A 19,398-nucleotide genomic window follows, 5' to 3' on the forward strand; every position below is an offset into this window, starting at 1 on the left:
TAATTTTTAATAAGGAATATAAATATTAAATGTCGCGCCTTGCATAGGTTCTCCAACAGCATCAATATAACCATTATGATTTTCGACTATTTTTTTGACAATTGCGAGTCCAATTCCCGTTCCTTCGTATACATCCCTGCCATGTAATTTTTGGAAAACACCAAATATTTTCTCGCTATGTTGGGGCTCAAAACCAATACCGTTATCTCCAAAACTAATGTGGCAATAATTTACATCTGTAGGCAGATTTTCGATTTTCAAATCAAATCCATGAACCAAACGACTTTTTATCGTAATTTCTAATGGCGTTTCTATTTTTGAAAATTTGATCGCGTTATGAATAAGGTTTTCCATTAACTGAACAAACTGAAAAGGAATTACTTTTGCCGTATCATGAAAATCGGTTAATATAGTGGCTCCTTTTTCGTTTAGATTTTCATTTAAGGCTTCTTTTACATCTTTTATAATGGTATTAAGATCGATTGTTTCGTACCTTCTGTCAACCAGAGTAGCTCTTGAGAAAGTAAGAAGACTGTTAATCAGCTCACGCATTCTGTTACAGGCATATAAAATTCGGTCAAATTTTGTTTTGCCATCCTCAGATAAATTAGCATATTCATTCGATAAAATAAGGTTGGCAAAAGTCTGAATTTTTCGCAACGGTTCCTGAAGATCGTGACTTGATATGTATGTAAAAGCATCAAGTTCCATATTCTTCTTTTTGAGTTCATCGGCATGTTTTTCTATCGCTGCGTATTGAGAAGCAAGTTCTTTATTGGCTTTTAAAATAATTTCGTTCAGTGCGTGCGTTTCTTCTTCCTTCTTTCTTAACTCCTGATTTTTTCGAAACAACTCGGTAAAAACCATCACTTTTGCCTGTAATATTTCAGGTGACAACGGTTTAATCATATAATCAACAGCACCAGACTGATAACCTTTGAAAATATATTCATTGGTGTTCATATTGGCGGTTAAAAAAATAATGGGAACGTGTTTTAGTTTTTCGCTTTGGCGAATTAATTCCGCCGTTTCAAAGCCATCCATCAATGGCATTTGTACATCCATAAGGATAATAGCAAAATCTTGGTTTTTCAGCAAAATCCGCAAAGCATCTTTCCCTGATGTCGCTTCAACAAACTGATAACCACGCTCAGCCAGGATGACTTGCAAAGAAAGTAGGTTTTCTTTCTTGTCATCGACTATTAAGATTTTAATTGCGTCTCCCATTCTTATTTTGCATTGAATATGAAATTATTATTTAAGCCACACGCGCATTAACGAAGACAATTGTTCTACGTTTACAGGTTTCGTCATATAATCTGAAGCTCCTGATTCTATACAACGTTGTCTGTCGCCTTTCATTGCTTTTGCGGTCACGGCAATAATGGTAAGATCCTTATGTTTGGCATCTTTACGAATGCGTTTCATTGTTTCGTAACCATCCATTTCGGGCATCATAATATCCATAAGCACAATATTTATATCTTTATTTTGATTTAGAATATCAATTGCTTCCTGACCACTTTCGGCACTAATTACATCCAATCCATATCGTTCTAAAGCGGTTGTCAATGCAAAAAGATTACGAACGTCATCATCGACTAATAATACTTTTTTGCCCGGCAATACATCTTCTTTCAAATAAAACGACTCTATGATTTCCTTCATTTCATCAGGTAGTTCTTTATGAACACGGTGCATAAACAAAGCGGTCTGATCAATCAATTCTTCCATCGAACCGGCACTTTTTGTAATGATACTATGGGCAAATCGATTCAGTCTTAATCGTTGCTTTTTAGTAACGTCACCTGCCGAATGTATAATAATGGCGGTTTCCTGTCCGGCAATATTATTTTCCAGATCCGTAATAATATCGAGTCCGTCTGCATCTGGTAAAACCAAATCTAAGATAATACAATCAAATGATTTTTCCTGAATTAATCCAACCGCTTCAGCAGCTGTTTTTGCACTCGAAATTCTAATATCATCGCCGTCAACGGCATTTACGATTCTGCTTAATTCTTGCTCATTATCATCTACAACCAACAGATTTTTGATCTTTTTATTCTTAAAATCATGAATATCATTAAAAAGATAAGATAGCGAATCATTCTTAACCGGTTTTAAGAAAAAGTTTCTTGCGCCACGTTTAAGTCCTTTATTTCGTTCGTCTTCACCAGAAATAATATAAACCGGAATGTGTCGTAAATTAAAATCCGTTTTCAATCGGTCCAGAATTTTCCATCCGCTGGTGTCCGGCATGTTTAAATCCATTGTAATAGCGTGAGGATGAAACTGATTAATAAAATCAACGACATCATTTCCTTTTGTAGTTACAATCGCCTTGATTCCATTAATATGTGCCTGTTCCAACATAATTTTGGCAAATGTCAGATTATCTTCTGCAATCAGAAGTATTTTATCGCCTGGTTTAATATCAGTTCTGTCATCGCCTATTTCATCTACAAAGAACAAATCAATATCAGAACGATTAAACTTTTCAGAAGGCAATGATTTTATACGGCCTTTTACATCTGTTTCTTCCTCTACATCAATTTCTTCAATTTCAGAAATATCTACATATTGTAATGGAAGGAACAACGTAAATTTACTTCCGATATTCGTTTCACTTTCCAGCTCAATACTTCCTCCTAATAAATCAGAAAGTCCACGGCTAATTGATAATCCCAAACCGGTTCCGCCATATTTACGACTTGTAGAACCTTCTGCTTGTTGGAAAGCTTCAAATATGATATTTTGTTTTTCTTTGGAAATTCCGATTCCGGTGTCTGAAATTTCAAAAGCAACAACTGCTTCTGCTTTATCCAAACTAAGATTTGCCGTTTTCCAATTGTTATTGGCTTTGTAGATTTTTAATTGTACTTCTCCTTTTTCGGTAAACTTAAACGAATTCGACAGCAAGTTTTTCAAAATCTGATTTAAACGTTGTGAATCGGTTTCAATCAATTCCGGAAGTTCATCATCCATATTGATTTTAAAACGTAGATGTTTAGCTTCTGCAATTGGATTAAATGTCGATTCCACAAATCGGCTAATTTCTTCGAAACTAATCGGATTGTAATCCACAGAAATATAACCTGATTCGATTTTAGATAGATCCAGAATGTCGTTGATTAACTGAATTAAGTCATCACCACATGAATTGATTGTTTTAGCAAACTGAATTTGTTTTTCAGAAAGATTTCCGTCTCTGTTGGCTATTAATTCATTTGCTAAAATTTGCAAACTGTTTAGTGGCGTTCTCAACTCATGCGACATATTTGCTAAGAATTCCGACTTATATTTTGATGTCAAAGTCAGCTGATCTGCTTTTTCTTCCAAAGCTTTTCTCGCTACCTCTACCTCTTGGTTTTTAAGTTCCACTTCTTCTTTTTGATTCGCTAATAAGAACGCTTTTTCTTCCAGTTCCTCATTGGTATTTTTCAATACTTCCTGCTGACTTTTTAATTCGCTTGCCAAAGATTGAGACTGTACCAAAAGCTCTTCTGTTCTGGAGTTCGATTCAATCGTATTCAGTACAATACCAATACTTTCTGTTAATCCTTCAAGGAAATCTAAGTGAGTCTGACTGAAGGTATCCAAGGATGCTAATTCAATAACTGCTTTAAGTTGTCCTTCAAAAAGTACCGGCAGAATAATAACGTCTTGAGGTTTGGCATCTCCCAAGCCTGAATTGATTCTGATATAATCTTTAGGTACATTACTCAAAATAATTCTTTCCTTTTCTATCGCCACCTGACCAATAAGTCCTTCTCCCATTGCATATTGCGTAGGTGAATTTTTTCTTTTGATGTAGGCATAAGAAGCAATCAGATTCAGTTTTGAATCTTCAAAATTCTCATCTTCCTGCAAAATATAAAAGAGTCCGTGTTGGGCAGTAACAACCGTTGCCAGCTCAGAAAGGATTTTTCTCGTAACCGAATTCAATTCTTTTTGCCCTTGAAGCATTTGCGTGAATTTAGCCAAATTCGATTTTAGCCAGTCTTGTTCCTGATTTCTTAATGTTGTTGCTTTCAGGTTTGAAATCATTTGGTTAATGGTATCTTTAAGTGCCTCAACCTCACCTTTTGCTTCAACACCAATAGTTCGCGTTAAATCTCCTTGTGTTACCGCAGAAGCTACCTCAGAAATTGCACGTACCTGCGTCGTTAAATTCGCCGCAAGTTGGTTTACATTTTCTGTTAAGTTTTTCCAGGTTCCTGATGCTCCCGGTACGTTTGCCTGACCTCCCAGTTTTCCTTCTGCTCCTACCTCACGCGCCACAGTGGTTACCTGATCGGAGAAAGTTGCCAGCGTATCAATCATTTCGTTGATCGTATCTGTAAGTTGTGCCACCTCGCCTTTCGCATCAATTGATAGTTTTTGTTTCAGGTTTCCTTTTGCTACGGAAGTTACAACTTTTGCAATTCCACGTACCTGAGACGTTAAGTTGGAAGCCATCAAGTTAACCGAATCCGTTAAATCTTTCCAGGTTCCGGCAACACCTTTTACTTCAGATTGTCCTCCCAGTTTTCCTTCGGTACCAACCTCACGCGCCACACGAGTTACCTCGGATGAAAACGAATTCAGCTGTTCTACCATCGTATTAAAGGTATTTTTCAAATCCAGAATTTCTCCTTTTACGTCAACCGTAATTTGTTTAGAAAGGTCACCATTGGCTACGGCTTTTGTTACATCAGCAATATTACGCACCTGACCTGTTAAGTTAGAGGCCATCTGATTAACCGAATCTGTTAAATCTTTCCAGGTTCCGGCAACTCCCGGTACGAATGCTTGTCCTCCCAGTTTTCCTTCTGTTCCTACCTCTCTTGATACCCTTGTTACCTCCGAAGCAAAACTTCGAAGCTGATCCACCATCGTATTTACAGTTTCTTTCAATTGAAGAATCTCTCCACGAACGTCAGCAGTAATTTTTTTTGACATATCGCCATTCGCCACGGCAATCGTTACCTCGGCAATATTACGTACCTGAGTTGTTAAGTTACCCGCCATCTGATTCACCGAATCGGTCAAATCTTTCCAGGTTCCGGCAACTCCCGGTACATTCGCCTGACCTCCCAGTTTTCCTTCGGTACCAACTTCACGCGCCACACGAGTTACCTCAGAGGCAAACTCACGCAGCTGATCCACCATCGTATTCAGGGTTTCTTTTAGTTGAAGAATTTCCCCGCGAACGTCAACCGTAATTTTTCGGGACATATCTCCATTCGCCACGGCAATCGCCACATCGGCAATATTACGAACCTGAGCGGTTAAGTTACCCGCCATCTGATTCACCGAATCTGTTAAATCCTTCCACGTTCCGGCAACTCCTGGCACATTCGCCTGACCTCCCAGTTTTCCTTCCGTTCCTACCTCACGTGAAACCCTTGTTACCTCCGAAGCAAAACCTCGAAGCTGATCCACCATGGTATTGATTGTATTTTTTAATTCTAAGATTTCTCCTTTTACGTCAACGGTAATTTGAAGTGATAAATCGCCTTTTGCTACCGCTGTGGTTACCTCGGCAATATTACGTACCTGACCCGTTAAGTTCGATGCCATCTGGTTTACCGAATCCGTTAAATCTTTCCAGGTTCCTCCAACACCTTCCACCTGCGCCTGACCTCCTAATTTTCCTTCGGTACCAACCTCACGCGCCACACGAGTTACCTCGGATGCAAACGAGTTCAGCTGACCCACCATCGTATTAATGGTATTTTTAAGCTCAAGGATCTCTCCTTTTGTATCTACGGTAATCTGGCGTGATAAATCGCCTTTTGCTACCGCTGTGGTTACCTCGGCGATATTACGTACCTGACCCGTTAAGTTTGACGCCATCTGGTTCACAGAATCCGTTAAATCTTTCCAGGTTCCTCCAACACCTTTTACTTTTGCCTGACCTCCCAGTTTTCCTTCTGTACCAACCTCAAGTGCCACACGCGTTACCTCAGAAGAGAAAGAGTTCAGCTGATCCACCATCGTATTAATGGTTTTCTTCAACTCCAGAATTTCTCCTTCGGCTACAGCCGTAATCTTTTTCGATAAATCGCCATTTGCTACCGCTGTGGTTACCTCGGCAATATTACGTACCTGACCGGTTAGATTTGATGCCATCTGATTCACCGAATCGGTTAAATCTTTCCAGGTTCCACCAACTCCTTTTACTTTTGCCTGACCTCCCAGTTTTCCTTCTGAACCTACCTCACGCGCAACACGAGTTACCTCGGCACCAAAGGAGTTCAGCTGATCCACCATGGTATTGATCGTATTTTTAAGTTCCAGGATTTCTCCTGCAACGTTTACAGTAATTTTTTTAGATAAATCTCCTTTTGCTACCGCTGTGGTTACCTCGGCAATATTACGCACCTGACCTGTTAGATTCGATGCCATTTGGTTTACCGAATCGGTCAAATCTTTCCAAACACCACCAACACCTCTTACTTTTGCCTGACCTCCCAGTTTTCCTTCAGAACCCACCTCTACGGCCACACGCGTTACCTCGGAAGAAAACGAGTTTAGCTGATCCACCATCGTATTGATCGTATCTTTTAGCTCCAGGATTTCTCCTTTTACGTCAACCGTAATTTTTTTCGAAAGATCTCCTCTTGCTACCGCGGTTGTTACATCGGCAATATTACGTACCTGACCCGTTAAGTTCGATGCCATCTGATTTACCGAATCTGTTAAATCTTTCCAGGTTCCTCCAACTCCTTTTACCTGCGCTTGTCCTCCCAGTTTTCCTTCGGTTCCTACCTCTCTCGCCACACGCGTTACCTCAGAAGAAAACGAGTTCAGCTGATCCACCATGGTATTGATGGTATTTTTTAATTCCAGAATTTCTCCTTTTACGTCAACGGTAATTTTTTTGGATAAATCTCCTTTTGCTACCGCAGTTGTTACGTCGGCAATATTACGTACCTGTCCAGTTAAATTCGAAGCCATCTTATTTACCGAATCGGTCAAATCTTTCCAAACTCCACCGACACCTCTTACTTTTGCCTGACCTCCCAATTTACCTTCTGTACCTACCTCACGTGCTACACGCGTTACCTCCATCGAAAACAGATTCAGCTGTTTTACCATTCCGTTTACCTCTTTTGCAATTCTGAGGAATTCTCCCTGAAGCGGATTTCCTTCAATAGAAAGCGGCATTTCCTGAGATAGGTTTCCTTTTGCAACCGATGTAATTACGTGTGCAATTTCGATGGTAGGATGCACAAGATCTGAGATCAGTGTATTTACTGAATCAACGCAGGAACTCCATGAACCTCTTGCTCCGTCAAGAGCAACTCGATTCGTTAATTTTCCTTGTTTACCAATACTTTTACCTACTTTTTGAAATTCAAAAACCATACGTTCATTCAGATCGATGATTTCATTCAGAGTATCACAAATCGATCTTTTAATTCCATTCTGATCCGTTGGGAAACGTTGGGTGAAATTACCATTTTTGACCTTCAGCAAAATCTTTAAAAACTCTGCATCAGTCAAAATAGATTCCTCTGAATCAACTTTTCTCCTTCTTGGTTTTGGAGTTTTTTCTGAAACAATTGGAAGTTCCAGAATAATTTCCGGAGTATCCACAGTTTTATTAATTTCTTTTTTATTTTTCATATTCCCAACTTTTATCGAATGACTTAAAAAAATCTGACACCTTAATCTTGACTAATTTACTACTTTTCAACAACAAAAAACAGTTTGTTTTATATGCCGTCATCAAACAGTATTTTCCTTAAATGAAACTGCACAAAAGCATCCATAGAATCGGATCGTTTTGTGTTGTCATTGTAATTCAATGGTTTTATAATATAACCTGATATTCCTAATTTTTCAGCTTCTGAACGATCCATTTCTTCCGAAGATGTTGTCATGATAAAAACTTTTAAATCTTTTAGTTTTTTATCTTCCCGCAACACTTTCAGAAACTCTATTCCGTTCATTCTTGGCATATTAATATCCAACAAAATAACATCCGGGATAAATCCCTGCTCTTTATTTCTGAGTATTTTTAAAGCTTCAATTCCATTATAGGCAGTAAAAAGCTCATACTCACTTTCTAACTTTTTTAAGGAACGCTCCACACTAATCACATCCAGTTCGTCATCTTCAACTAATAAAATTGTTGCCTTTTTCATAACTTAATTATTTCTCCATGTAAAAATAAATTCGGCTCCTTCACCCAATTTCGATTTAACTATAATACTTTCCTGTTGATCGTCAATTATTTTTTTCACAATTGCGAGACCAACACCGGTACTTTCCTGTTCGTTTTGCTCACGAAGCGTTTGAAAAATCTCGAATATTTTTTCGTGATATTCCAATGCAATTCCAATTCCGTTATCTTTTACTGAAAATTCATGAACCCCTCCAAATGTCAAACAACTGATCTGAATGACACCCTCTTCTTGCGGTGTATATTTTACGGCATTACTAATTAAATTAGCAAAAACCTGTTCGAGTTTAATTCTTTCTGTATACAATTTTGGGAGATTCCCTATTTTAAGTTTGAAATTTCTGGGAACAATGGAATCTGCAATTTCATGTACCAAAGCATTAGTATCAATATATTCTAATGGCGCTTTCAGGTTTAAACGTGCATAATCCAGTAAACCATTAATAAGCGCTTCCATGCGTCTGGTTTTTTGCGGAATAATTTTAAGATATCTTTTAATCTCCGGTGAAAGTTCTTTTTCATGATCCTCTTCAATCCAGCTCACTACGTTATGAATACCCCGAATTGGCGCTTTAAGATCATGCGAAACTGCGTAAGCAAATTTATTTAACTCCGCATTTCTGTTTTTTAGCTCATGAATATTTTTATCCAGCTTTCCAGACATTCTGTTCAATGATGTTGCCAGGGCAGTCAACTCATCATTTCTGGTATCTTTTACTACTGTAAAGTTTCCTTTAGAAATGTTCTCGGCAAGACGAACCATCGAAGTAATTCTTTTATTGGTAATATACATAATAAACACCGTGCTTAACAAACCAACTATAACGGTGAGTGTAAGGAAAATAAATGAAAAAGTATGTGCATATTTTAATGAAGTAAGTAACATCTCTGTATGATGTTTCCTTACCTTATATTCGATTTTATCAAATCTGGTAAATTTTTCTGAAATAGCATCGTTAATTTTTTTTCCGACATGTCTTTTTAGGGAAGTATTAAAAAGATTTTTATACGAGTACGGATATTCTCTTCTGCTTTTTATCAATTCTTTAGAATATCGAACCCAATCGGTGTGAAGTGTACTGATAGAATCTAATATAGAGCGTTGCTCATTTTTACTTCCAATTCGAATCTCTTGTTCCTTTATCAATAAAGGCACTCTTTTTAATCCGATGAAGTAAGAATCTAAAAATGTATAATCTTCTGTAAGCAAAAAACCTCGAAAGGCACTTTGCATTTCGATAATAGATTTATGGGTTTTATTAGAATTACGAATAATCTCTTCAGATCTGGCGAGAAATTGCGAGTTAAGCTGCACTTTTTTGGATAGCATATAATTCGTATACGAGTCTGCAACAGACAGCAAAATTACCAGCGTAAACGCAACTAAAATTTGAGTAGATAATTTCATTTAATTACAATTAAAGGACGATATCACACTATTAGGCAATCTATTATCCAATAAAAATAATAAAAAAAACAAAATCTTTTCTGAATAATTTCGTAGCACAATCTCTATTGATGAGCCTTTCGCAGCTACAATCGATATAAAAATTAATAACATTTAGCCGAAGGTATATTGACTTAAAATTTGTTTTAAGTCATTAAAATTATTTGGTTTTGATATAAAATCATCGGCGCCATGTGCTTTGGCTTCCTTAATGATATCATCTAATTGTGAAGTAGAAAAAATAATAATAGGGATTTTTTTTAACTCTTGCTCTTTTTTAATCTCGATTAAAAATTCAATTCCTGACATGATAGGCATGTTTAAGTCTAGAAAAATAACATCTGGTATTATCTCTTTTTGCATCAATTTTCGTAATGCTTCTACCGGGTCACAAATAGCATGGTAGGTTGCAGCAGATACTGCTTCCAGTGCTTCCATGAATAATTCACAATCGTCTGAATCGTCATCAATTTGTAATATATTGGTATAAGTCATGTGCTTATTTGGTACTGCTGGTGTGTAAAGTTCTTTCAATAATCTTTCCTTTTAAAATTAAAAAAATAGCTTTCTTTTAATGATATGATTATTTTAAGATAATCAATTAAAAAAAAGCATATTGATCGCAATGGCACTTGTTAAAATTGCGACTTTATTTTCATCTGCTGAGTAATTTGTACTCATACTAACATTGTAACTGTGATTTGATCTCACAAAATTTCTCATCCGCCCGTTCCGTTTTTTATCAATCGAACCAATTTGTTTTTCTGCCGGGTCATAAACGATAAAATTGGGTCCATGCCAGGCATCTCGTATTTCAGCTATTACTTCATTAGAAGTATTTAAAACTTTGAATTCGGGTTTGAAAAAATTCTTTTTATTAATGGTTCCTACCTTTTTACCATGCGCATCATAAACACAGATATTAGACATAAAGGAAAAATTATGTTTTGCAATTGAAGATTCAAGACCTCCGTTTGCATTTCTGATTTCAATCCAAAAAGGAAACAAAGTTTTACAAGGAAATAATTTTAACATTCTTTGCTTTAATGTTAATTTCTGTTTTATACTTCCAATACGCTCACGTTTGCTATTATAAATGTGATAATTTTTACGTAAACTACTTCGGTTATCAACAAAATAATTATTTATTTCAAAGAAATCTGAATTCATATAATTAAGATTAATAGTTAAAAAAATAGGTCTCAAAATCTTCAAAACGAAGACTTCTTTTTTAAGTATTACGTATATGAATCTTAATCTGTAATTATTCTTTTATAGGTTTTTCAATGTGTTTTTTTGGCTTTGTATCTATCATTTTTAAATTAAAATAATTCAGTTTTTGATTCAGTCTGTTGGGCATTAACGAGAACAAATATGAAGATATAAAATCTTCGACCTTTTACATAATTCGATTTAAATGTTACATGGTTTCAATCTTATCCGATAATTTTATTTTTTAATATAGAAATTTACTAAAAAAAACATGGCTTTTATCAGACATGGGAATTATATAACAAAAATCAAAAAATATATAAAATCGTCTTTTGTCATCAAATTATTTTTATAAAAATTCAATAACTAAAACTTAACTTTTATACTATGAAAAATTTAAACTTTAAGATTATTATTGGCGCAATATTTTTAACAATTGCATCGATGAGTTGCAGTAAACATTGTGATGACGAGGATTATAGAAGGGATGCCAAACCTAAAGAAGCAATAACTTCCGATTCCTTGAAAGTTTCTTCAGAGCATCATAATGAAACTTAATATAAAAATTGAGAACTTGTTTTAAAGCAAGTTTTTTTTAGCTCTGATCAACTTAAAAAAATAATTATAATCTTACAATTTAATAAAAAACATTCTAATAAATTACTTTATTAGCTGTAAAAGATTTAATTTTACTAGGATGATCATCTGATAAAAGAGTCAAACCAAATAACCTGCATATGAAGTATAAAAATATTTTGCAAATTGATGATGATTTTGATGATTGCGAATTCTTTCAGCAAGCGCTGGAGGGAGTATCAACTGCTGCATATATGGCACTTCATAATCCAATTGAAGCTTTACAAAAACTGATTAACAAAGAAATAAATCCGGACTTAATTTTCCTTGATATCAATATGCCTTTAATGAGCGGTATTGAACTTTTGGCAGAAATAAAAAAACGAGATACTATCAAAAATATTCCTGTTATTATATTTTCCACAGCTCCAATATCGGCAAATTTGGCGAAAATACTCGATGCCAAAGATTATGTTACTAAACCGAGTAATTTTAATGAACTCAAAAATATCTTAAGAGACATTTTATAAGAAATCCAATTCTCTTACTGAAAACAAAGTTATTTTTATTAAATGACTGTCTAATAAAAATAACAAAGCCCGCATTACACAGGCTTTAGTCATTCTACGAATTGATTTCCCATTATTTTTCTGGTTTTATGGTATCGATTGCGGCTTTAGGTCTTGTACTACTTTTCTTTTTAGTAGTAGGATGTTTTGTTTTGACCGTATCTGTTTTATACGTAGAGGATTTTTTTGTATGACTACTTTTTAAAATAGTGTCTGTACTTGTTTTAGCTTTTTTAGTTGTTTTAGGCGTTTCCTGTGCAGAAACTGTTCCTATAAAAAGAAGCATAACTAATGTCATAAATAAATTTTTCATAATATTGATTTTTAAATAGTTATATTTTTTAACACTTGTAATAAGACAAATTTTAAAAAGATTTTAGCCATTTTTTTACATGTTTTTTAGTTAGAATTTACATCATTTCCATAATAATTTTACAATTTTTTTAAATCAAAGACTTAATCTATCTTTGGTCTTAGTAATTACATCAAACCCCATGAAACTTACTGACACAAAAAACCCAAAAAAAACAGAGCAAAATTTCCCCGTTGTAGGTATAGGTGCTTCTGCAGGCGGATTAGATGCTATTAAAAGATTAATAAAGGCAATACCTGTAGATTCTGGAATGGCGTATGTAATTGTACAGCATTTATCTCCGGATTATCCTAGCAGTTTGCCTGAAATTTTGGCCCAACATACCGAGATACCCGTTCACGAGATTATTAATGATATCAATCTTGCTCCGAATCATATCTATATTATTCCTGAAAACAATAATCTTGTAGTACAAGATGGCGTATTAAAACTACATCAGCGAACACGGAATGAAAAAAGAACAGCCAGTATTGATATTTTCTTTGAATCTCTGGCAGAAGTACATCAAAGCTTTGCTATTGGTGTTATTCTTTCCGGAACTGCTTTTGACGGAACTTTTGGATTTAAAAAAATAAAAGAAGTTGGCGGTACAACAATTGTTCAGGATCCTGAAACGGCAGATTTTAAAGGAATGCCACAAAGTGCCATAGATGCTGATATTGTTGATTATGTATTAGCACCGGAACTCATTCCGGGACAATTAATGCAAATCCGTAAAAGTTATACGACATATCATGCTTATAGTGAAGAAGAACATCTTCCAAAGAATGAAGAAGAAATATTAATGCAGATCGTAAATCTTATTTTTTTAAGAACCGGAAATGATTTTCGCCATTATAAACAACCCACCATTAGAAGACGTATAGCAAGACGAATGGTAATGAGCCGTAAAGAAAATTTACAGGATTATTACTATTATCTTCGAAATGATAAAACTGAACAGGATTTACTTTTTAATGATTTTTTAATTCCTGTAACGTACTTTTTCAGGGATCAAAACTTTTTTGAATCGCTGCCAAGACTTGCTTTTCCGCAATTATTACAGAATACCGTAAACAATAATTTGCGTATTTGGGTAGCAGGATGTTCAACGGGAGAAGAAGCTTATTCTCTCGCTATAGCGTTACATGAATATTTAGCAGAAAGAAATAGTGATATTAAAGTTCAGATTTTTGCTTCTGATATTTCTGAAAAATGTATTTCAAAGGCACGAACAGCAATTTACTCCACACAAGATGTACAACAAGTTTCGCAAAGCAGATTAAATCATTATTTTACTAAAAGAGACGGGCATTATCATATTAATAAAGTGATTCGCGACATGTGTATTTTTGCAGTGCACAATTTTATAAAAGATCCGCCTTTTGCCAGAATTGATTTGGTTTCTTGCCGAAATGTCCTTATTTACTTAGATTCTTTTCTACAAAATAAAGTTTTAAGCTCTTTCCATTATTCCCTTAAGGAAAAAGGAATTCTGTTTCTTGGTAAATCTGAAAGCATTAACAATGCACAAAATTTATTTGATCCGATTGGAAAACATGAAAAAATTTATGGCCGCAAATTTGCGCCGGGACGTTATGTACCCGAAGCTTTTAAACCAGCCAATATTAGCAATCGCGATAAAGTAGAATTATCGGATAAAAAGAAATCGCCACCAAATGATTTTTTAAAAATAGCTTCGGATATTTTATTTTCTAAATATACTCCAGCTAGTGTTATTATTAATGAACATCAGGAAATTGTTCATTTTCATGGAGATACTAGTCCGTTTTTACTTCCTTCACCGGGAAAACCCAATTTTAATATTTTAAAAATGGCACGCGATGGTATTAGTTTCGAATTGCGCAATGCGTTAACGAAATTAAAGAAAGACAAAGAAACGATCGTAAAAGAAAATATTAAGGTAAAAAATCAACCTTATCTGGCTTCTTTTGAAGCAATTTCACTTCCGGATAAAGAAGAACATCATTTAATTCTTTTTACTAAAAAAGAACTGCCGAATACAGAAACCGAAAGTAAATTAAAAAGTAAAAACTCTGATCAACTCCGCATTAAAGAACTTGAAAATGAGCTCATGCAAATGCGGGAAGATATAAAACGAATCACTGAAGAACAGCAAACTGCATTTGAGGAGCTGCAAACTACTAATGAAGAATTATTAAGCAGCAGTGAAGAACTCCAGGCAATGAATGAAGAACTGGAAACTTCTACTGAAGAATTGCAATCAAATAATGAGGAACTTTTATGTGTAAATGATGAATTAATGGATCGTCAGGAACAACTCATTTCGATGAGAAATTATTCTGAATCGATTGTTAATACCATTCGCGAACCTTTATTGATTATTGATCGTGATTTTTTTATAAAAAGCGCCAATCCGGCATTTTATAAATATTTTGAAACGACCGACAAAGAGACAGAGGGGCACTCGTTTTTTGAAATTGGAGATTGCCAATGGGACATTCCCGAATTTAAAGAGTTATTATTTAAAATGCTTAGCGAAAAAGAATCAATTCATGATTTTAAGATTGATACCGTTTGTAATGGTACTGGCAAAAAAATCATGATGGTCAATGCACGCCGTATTCTGAATGCGCAACCTGCCGGCATGATACTTTTGGCTATTGAAGATATTACAGATCTGGAAACTACCAATGCGTTGTTAACGAAGAAAAATCTGGAATTACAAAAATATAATGATGAGCTGGAAAATTTTAGTGCTGCAGCAAGCCATGATCTTCAGGAACCGCTTCGTAAGATTCAGATGTTTTCTAACCGAATTATCGATAATGAAAAAAATCTAACCGAATCAAGTCTTCATAATCTTGACCGAATTCGGATAGCTTCTGCAAGCATGAGTAAATTAATTATAGATTTGATCAATTATTCGAGAATTAATTTTATTGAAAAAGAATATAAAAGAACTGATCTTAATGTGCTTTTAAAGAAAATAGTTTCTGATTTAAAAGATCATATTCTGGAAAAAAATGCAATTGTTACTGTTTCGGCCTTGCCACAGGTAAATGTCATTCCGTATCAAATACAGCAGTTATTTATCAATTTAATAATGAATGCTATTAAGTATACCAAAGAAGATGTTGTACCGCAAATTAAAATTGAATCTCAGCTACCTTCGCGCGAAGAAATCATTAAAATTGGCGGAGATCCTGAAATTAATTATGCGAAAATTTGTGTCATTGACAACGGTATTGGTTTTACTAAAGAATATGAAAACAAAATTTTCGAACCTTTTTACAGATTGCACAGTAATGACCAATACAGAGGAAGCGGTCTTGGACTGACCATTGCCAAAAAGATTGTATCTAATCATAACGGTTTTATTACAGCAACAAGCAAAGTAAATCACGGTACAACTTTTTCTATTTATATTCCATTATAAAAAAACACTTTCTTATTAAGATAAAAAGATGCTTTCGGGCATCTTTTTTTTTGTATTTAAGTTGCCAATATTATATGATTTAAATCTCCAAAATTAAATCAAACCACTGATAATTATGCAATTACAAAATAAAATTCTGTAAATAAAAAACACAACTACAACTTTAAATTTGGTTACAAGATTAAATCGATAATGATGTGCATTTAAAAAATCAGATTTAATTAAAATGATATTGTACTTCCGGTATCAGTAAAGAACTTTTTTCATCACAATTCAAGAATTAGTAAAACAGTAAATATCCTGAATATCATTCAGGGTTTTATGGAGTTGATATCAGGAAGTACATTTTTATTTTAAACCTTAAATAGCTGAAAATTATAAAATTAGAATCTTTAATTTTATAAAAAAATATTTTTTACCGATCCTAAATTTGTAAACTATTAATAATTAAAACCAATATTATGAACACTTCAAATCAAAAAAACAGCAGCACTACAAGTGCAAAAACAGCAGATAAAAAATCTGCTTCAAAAGGAACTACTTCAAAAAGTAGTACCAAGTCTCAAAGCGATGATAAAAAATCGACAGCGACTAAAAAATAACAATTTTAATAAAATCTACCTCACATGAGTACAGAAAACAACGAAAATTACGGTCTGGACGACCGTAATTTTCAAACTAACGAATCATCAGTCAAAGAACCTGTAACAGATGAAAGCACAAGTTATGTTGATCAATATGAAAATATTACACCTGACGAAGAGAATCCGGAGGAAGAAACCATAGTCAACGAGGACGATTCTGTTACAAATGATCAGGATAATTTAGATCAGCAATTTTTAGATGCCTTACAAGAAGATGATGACGATGAAGAAATCTACGATGATGAAAATAATCTGGATAAAAATCGAACTAATCTTGACAAAGGTGATCCTGATAATGACGATGATCGAAACCTTGGCGTAGGTGATCTCTACAAAAACGAAGATGACGACAACGATCTTGCTGATAACGATCTTAATGATCTGGAAGGCGATCATCTTAATAATTCGGATCTTGATAAAGAAGAACATAACATTCGAAACAGAGATTCATCAAAAGTTGATTAAATAATCTATCCCTAACAAATAAATCTAAAATCATGGAAAATATTATTAACCCCGGAAGCATGGAAAATTTAGGTGAAACCTTAGAAAAGAAATTTTCAGGTCTTTCATCAAATACATTCCTTTGCGCTGCAGCTGGCTCTTTGCTTTTAGCAGCAACTTTAAAATTAGCAGGAAAAGGTCAGGCCGGTTCCTTTTTTGGAAAATGGGCAATTCCATTATTAGCTATTGGTTTTTATAAGAAGTATTCAGATTCTTCTGTTTCGCAAACCAATGATAATAAAGATGAAGAAAAAGAAGAAAAAGGAATCCAAACAGATGATTCAATTGCGAGCACTTAATAATAATTAATGCGTTTCACTTATTTTCAAATAATCAATGACAATAAATGAAACACATTGATTTTTATTGCTCCAAAAAATAACCTGTTATGGATCTTTATCTAATTTTTCAAATCATAATAGTATCAATTGCCGCAACATCAACCATGACCTTATTTAGTTATGCAGCATCAGCAAGTTTTAGAGAAATATACAAAGAGCCTTTATTGCTTAGTTATTTGATGCATAATTTTAGAATCAATCTCTCAAATGCTTCCAAAAACACATTGAGTTGGTTGATACATTATGGTATTGGAGTGGTTTTTGTAACCGTTTACCATTATTTTTGGGCTCGTAATATATTGCAGTTATCCATTTTTCATGCGATTTTACTAGGCATCGTAAGTGGAATAATTGGCATCATTAGTTGGATGATCTTTTTTAAACTATCGCATCATAAGCCTGCTATTGACTTTAAAGGCTTTTATGTACAATTATTCGCAGCCCATATAATTTTTGCTCTTACTGCTACGGCAGTTTATGCTATTTCCTTAACTGTCACTTTGCTAACAAATTCTTATTTTGCCCCAAAGTGATTAAGAAATCCAAAAAGGAAAATCTTTCACACTAATTCACAAAATAAAAAATGGCGCATCATCTGCGCCATTTTTATTTATTTAAATTCAAATTTTTATTTCTTGTCAATTTTATAAAGTCGACCCTGATCTGTAATTGCATATAAGGCTCCGTCATTTCCTTGTGTAACATCTCTAAAACGTTGTCCTTCTCCTGCTAAAAGTCTTTCTTCTCCAATAACTTTATTATTTTCAATAGCAAGACGAACAATATGCATTCCGCTCAAGGCTCCAATAAAAAGATTATTTTGCCATTCCGGAACGCGGTTTCCGGTATAAAAAGTCATTCCGCTTGGCGATACCACCGGATCCCAATAATAAACTGGCTGTTCCATGCCATCTTGTTTCTGGATCCCCGCTCCTACTTTTTCTCCGCTATATTCAATTCCGTACGTAATTGTTGGCCATCCAAAATTAGCACCTGGTTTTAAACGATTAATTTCATCGCCGCCACGAGGTCCGTGTTCAGCCAGCCAAATTTCACCGGTAACCGAATTAAGCGCTAATCCTTGCGGGTTTCTGTGACCAATACTATATAATTCCGGTAAAGCTCCGGCTCCCGTAAAAGTTGGATTACCTGCTGCAGCTTGTCCGTTTTTTGTAATTCTGATTACTTTTCCTAATCCTGCTGTAACAGATTGTGCTAAAGGTCTTGTTTGTAAGACAGATCTTTCTCCGGTACTAACAATCAAATTTCCGGTTGGATCAAAAAGTATACGACCACCATAATGCAGATCGCTTGGATTTGCCGGATTTGCACGATAAATTACGACTGCTCCTTCTATCGTTTTTTCATCTGCTGATAATTTTCCTTTGGCTACAGATGTTTGATTTCCTCCAGTTACAGCTTCTGAAAAAACCCAGTAAATCATTCTATTTGATGAAAATTCAGGATCAAGACATAAGCCTAATAATCCGCCCTGCCCTGCCGGATTCACAACTGGAATTCCCGTAATCGGACTACTAACTTCTCCAGCGACAGTAACAATACGCATTGTTCCGGCCTTTTGGGTTATCAATAATCGGCCATCCGGGAGACTTTTAACGCCCCAGGGACTAGCCAATGATGAAGTAATAACTTTGGCCTCATAGCTTGTATTGGTCTTAACTCCATTAATACGTGTTTGTCCGGAAAAAGCCGGGCTATAATTGGTATTTGGCGCTGTAGTTTCTACAGGATCTGTGGTAGTTCCCGGATCTGGATTCGCAGGATCTTTATCATTTGAGCAGCCACAAGCCATTAATAAAGCACTTGATAAAATAGTAATATAGTTACAGTGTCGCATGGTATTGAGTAGATTAAGGGTTAATATCTTTATAAAATAGATTTAATTAAGCACAGAATTATTCAAAACAAATTTCTACAATCAGCAATGAATAAGTTTATATAATTAATCGTAAAATTTATACAATTTATTGTAAATCAGATAAAAATATATTTTTAAAACAGAAATCATTAAAATTAAACATGTAAATTATATAATAAAAAACATAAATTATATAAAATAATGTTTACATAATACTTTATATTACGAACAGTTTCAATAGTTAAATAACGAATCCAGATAAATAGCTATTTCAAAT

The 19,398-nt window shown here is 34.6% G+C and carries 15 protein-coding genes; 7 read left to right on the forward strand and 8 right to left on the reverse strand.

Features of this window, described 5'->3' with window-relative positions; translation table 11 throughout:
* Positions 1-6: 6 nt before the first annotated feature.
* The 6 genes from AC1RRN_RS14345 to AC1RRN_RS14370 all read right to left on the reverse strand — a co-directional run bounded on the left by AC1RRN_RS14345 (position 7) and on the right by AC1RRN_RS14370 (position 10,793).
* A complete protein-coding gene (locus AC1RRN_RS14345; RefSeq protein WP_492967949.1) occupies positions 7-1,227 on the reverse strand; it encodes a sensor histidine kinase in 1,221 nt (406 codons plus the stop codon).
* 27 nt (positions 1,228-1,254) lie between these two features.
* On the reverse strand, positions 1,255-7,617 hold the full coding sequence (locus AC1RRN_RS14350; RefSeq protein ID WP_492967950.1) for a hybrid sensor histidine kinase/response regulator: 6,363 nt from the start codon (positions 7,615-7,617) through the stop codon (positions 1,255-1,257).
* An 89-nt stretch (positions 7,618-7,706) separates the two neighbouring features.
* Complete coding sequence (locus AC1RRN_RS14355; RefSeq protein WP_492967951.1) at positions 7,707-8,138, reverse strand: response regulator; 432 nt, start codon at positions 8,136-8,138, stop codon at positions 7,707-7,709.
* A 3-nt stretch (positions 8,139-8,141) separates the two neighbouring features.
* Positions 8,142-9,584, reverse strand: coding sequence for an ATP-binding protein (locus AC1RRN_RS14360; RefSeq protein WP_492967952.1), 1,443 nt, complete (start codon positions 9,582-9,584; stop codon positions 8,142-8,144).
* A gap of 153 nt (positions 9,585-9,737) precedes the next feature.
* Positions 9,738-10,157 carry a response regulator gene (locus AC1RRN_RS14365; protein ID WP_492967953.1) on the reverse strand — a complete coding sequence of 140 codons (420 nt, stop codon included), beginning with the start codon at positions 10,155-10,157 and terminating at the stop codon, positions 9,738-9,740.
* Positions 10,158-10,220: 63 nt separating this feature from the next.
* Entirely contained in the window at positions 10,221-10,793 is a 573-nt protein-coding gene (locus AC1RRN_RS14370; protein WP_492967954.1) for a phospholipid scramblase-related protein, read from the reverse strand.
* A 429-nt stretch (positions 10,794-11,222) separates the two neighbouring features.
* Here AC1RRN_RS14370 and AC1RRN_RS14375 point away from each other — a divergent pair, with 429 nt between their 5' ends.
* Positions 11,223-11,393, forward strand: a complete 171-nt coding sequence (locus tag AC1RRN_RS14375; RefSeq protein WP_492967955.1) for a hypothetical protein — start codon at positions 11,223-11,225, stop codon at positions 11,391-11,393.
* Positions 11,394-11,572: 179 nt separating this feature from the next.
* A complete protein-coding gene (locus tag AC1RRN_RS14380; RefSeq protein WP_492967956.1) occupies positions 11,573-11,941 on the forward strand; it encodes a response regulator in 369 nt (122 codons plus the stop codon).
* 112 nt (positions 11,942-12,053) lie between these two features.
* Here AC1RRN_RS14380 and AC1RRN_RS14385 read toward each other — a convergent pair whose 3' ends face one another.
* The gene (locus tag AC1RRN_RS14385) at positions 12,054-12,293 is read right to left on the reverse strand and encodes a hypothetical protein (RefSeq protein ID WP_492967957.1); all 240 of its coding nucleotides are present in this window, start codon (positions 12,291-12,293) and stop codon (positions 12,054-12,056) included.
* A gap of 181 nt (positions 12,294-12,474) precedes the next feature.
* Here AC1RRN_RS14385 and AC1RRN_RS14390 point away from each other — a divergent pair, with 181 nt between their 5' ends.
* The 5 genes from AC1RRN_RS14390 to AC1RRN_RS14410 all read left to right on the forward strand — a co-directional run bounded on the left by AC1RRN_RS14390 (position 12,475) and on the right by AC1RRN_RS14410 (position 17,775).
* On the forward strand, positions 12,475-15,753 hold the full coding sequence (locus AC1RRN_RS14390) for a CheR family methyltransferase (RefSeq protein ID WP_492967958.1): 3,279 nt from the start codon (positions 12,475-12,477) through the stop codon (positions 15,751-15,753).
* Between the two features lie 461 nt (positions 15,754-16,214).
* Positions 16,215-16,355: a hypothetical protein gene (locus tag AC1RRN_RS14395; RefSeq protein ID WP_492967959.1), complete on the forward strand. Its 141-nt coding sequence runs from the start codon at positions 16,215-16,217 to the stop codon at positions 16,353-16,355.
* A 24-nt stretch (positions 16,356-16,379) separates the two neighbouring features.
* A complete protein-coding gene (locus AC1RRN_RS14400; protein WP_492967960.1) occupies positions 16,380-16,862 on the forward strand; it encodes a hypothetical protein in 483 nt (160 codons plus the stop codon).
* Positions 16,863-16,894: 32 nt separating this feature from the next.
* Positions 16,895-17,200, forward strand: coding sequence for a hypothetical protein (locus AC1RRN_RS14405; protein WP_492967961.1), 306 nt, complete (start codon positions 16,895-16,897; stop codon positions 17,198-17,200).
* 89 nt (positions 17,201-17,289) lie between these two features.
* Positions 17,290-17,775: a hypothetical protein gene (locus tag AC1RRN_RS14410; protein ID WP_492967962.1), complete on the forward strand. Its 486-nt coding sequence runs from the start codon at positions 17,290-17,292 to the stop codon at positions 17,773-17,775.
* Positions 17,776-17,870: 95 nt separating this feature from the next.
* Here the strand turns inward: AC1RRN_RS14410 and AC1RRN_RS14415 are convergent, their stop codons facing one another.
* Positions 17,871-19,100 carry a PQQ-dependent sugar dehydrogenase gene (locus tag AC1RRN_RS14415; RefSeq protein WP_492967963.1) on the reverse strand — a complete coding sequence of 410 codons (1,230 nt, stop codon included), beginning with the start codon at positions 19,098-19,100 and terminating at the stop codon, positions 17,871-17,873.
* Between the last annotated feature and the right edge of the window lie 298 nt (positions 19,101-19,398).

Source organism: Flavobacterium sp. GW821-FHT11G01 (genome assembly GCF_058808175.1).

Excerpts from the sequence above, each read along its gene's own strand:
- AC1RRN_RS14345 (WP_492967949.1), bottom strand. The coding sequence starts at position 1,227 with ATGGGAGACGCAATTAAAATCTTAATAGTCGATGACAAGAAAGAAAAC.
- AC1RRN_RS14350 (WP_492967950.1), bottom strand. The coding sequence starts at position 7,617 with ATGAAAAATAAAAAAGAAATTAATAAAACTGTGGATACTCCGGAAATT.
- AC1RRN_RS14355 (WP_492967951.1), bottom strand. The coding sequence starts at position 8,138 with ATGAAAAAGGCAACAATTTTATTAGTTGAAGATGACGAACTGGATGTG.
- AC1RRN_RS14360 (WP_492967952.1), bottom strand. The coding sequence starts at position 9,584 with ATGAAATTATCTACTCAAATTTTAGTTGCGTTTACGCTGGTAATTTTG.
- AC1RRN_RS14370 (WP_492967954.1), bottom strand. The coding sequence starts at position 10,793 with ATGAATTCAGATTTCTTTGAAATAAATAATTATTTTGTTGATAACCGA.
- AC1RRN_RS14375 (WP_492967955.1), top strand. The coding sequence starts at position 11,223 with ATGAAAAATTTAAACTTTAAGATTATTATTGGCGCAATATTTTTAACA.
- AC1RRN_RS14380 (WP_492967956.1), top strand. The coding sequence starts at position 11,573 with ATGAAGTATAAAAATATTTTGCAAATTGATGATGATTTTGATGATTGC.
- AC1RRN_RS14385 (WP_492967957.1), bottom strand. The coding sequence starts at position 12,293 with ATGAAAAATTTATTTATGACATTAGTTATGCTTCTTTTTATAGGAACA.
- AC1RRN_RS14390 (WP_492967958.1), top strand. The coding sequence starts at position 12,475 with ATGAAACTTACTGACACAAAAAACCCAAAAAAAACAGAGCAAAATTTC.
- AC1RRN_RS14395 (WP_492967959.1), top strand. The coding sequence starts at position 16,215 with ATGAACACTTCAAATCAAAAAAACAGCAGCACTACAAGTGCAAAAACA.
- AC1RRN_RS14400 (WP_492967960.1), top strand. The coding sequence starts at position 16,380 with ATGAGTACAGAAAACAACGAAAATTACGGTCTGGACGACCGTAATTTT.
- AC1RRN_RS14405 (WP_492967961.1), top strand. The coding sequence starts at position 16,895 with ATGGAAAATATTATTAACCCCGGAAGCATGGAAAATTTAGGTGAAACC.
- AC1RRN_RS14410 (WP_492967962.1), top strand. The coding sequence starts at position 17,290 with ATGGATCTTTATCTAATTTTTCAAATCATAATAGTATCAATTGCCGCA.
- AC1RRN_RS14415 (WP_492967963.1), bottom strand. The coding sequence starts at position 19,100 with ATGCGACACTGTAACTATATTACTATTTTATCAAGTGCTTTATTAATG.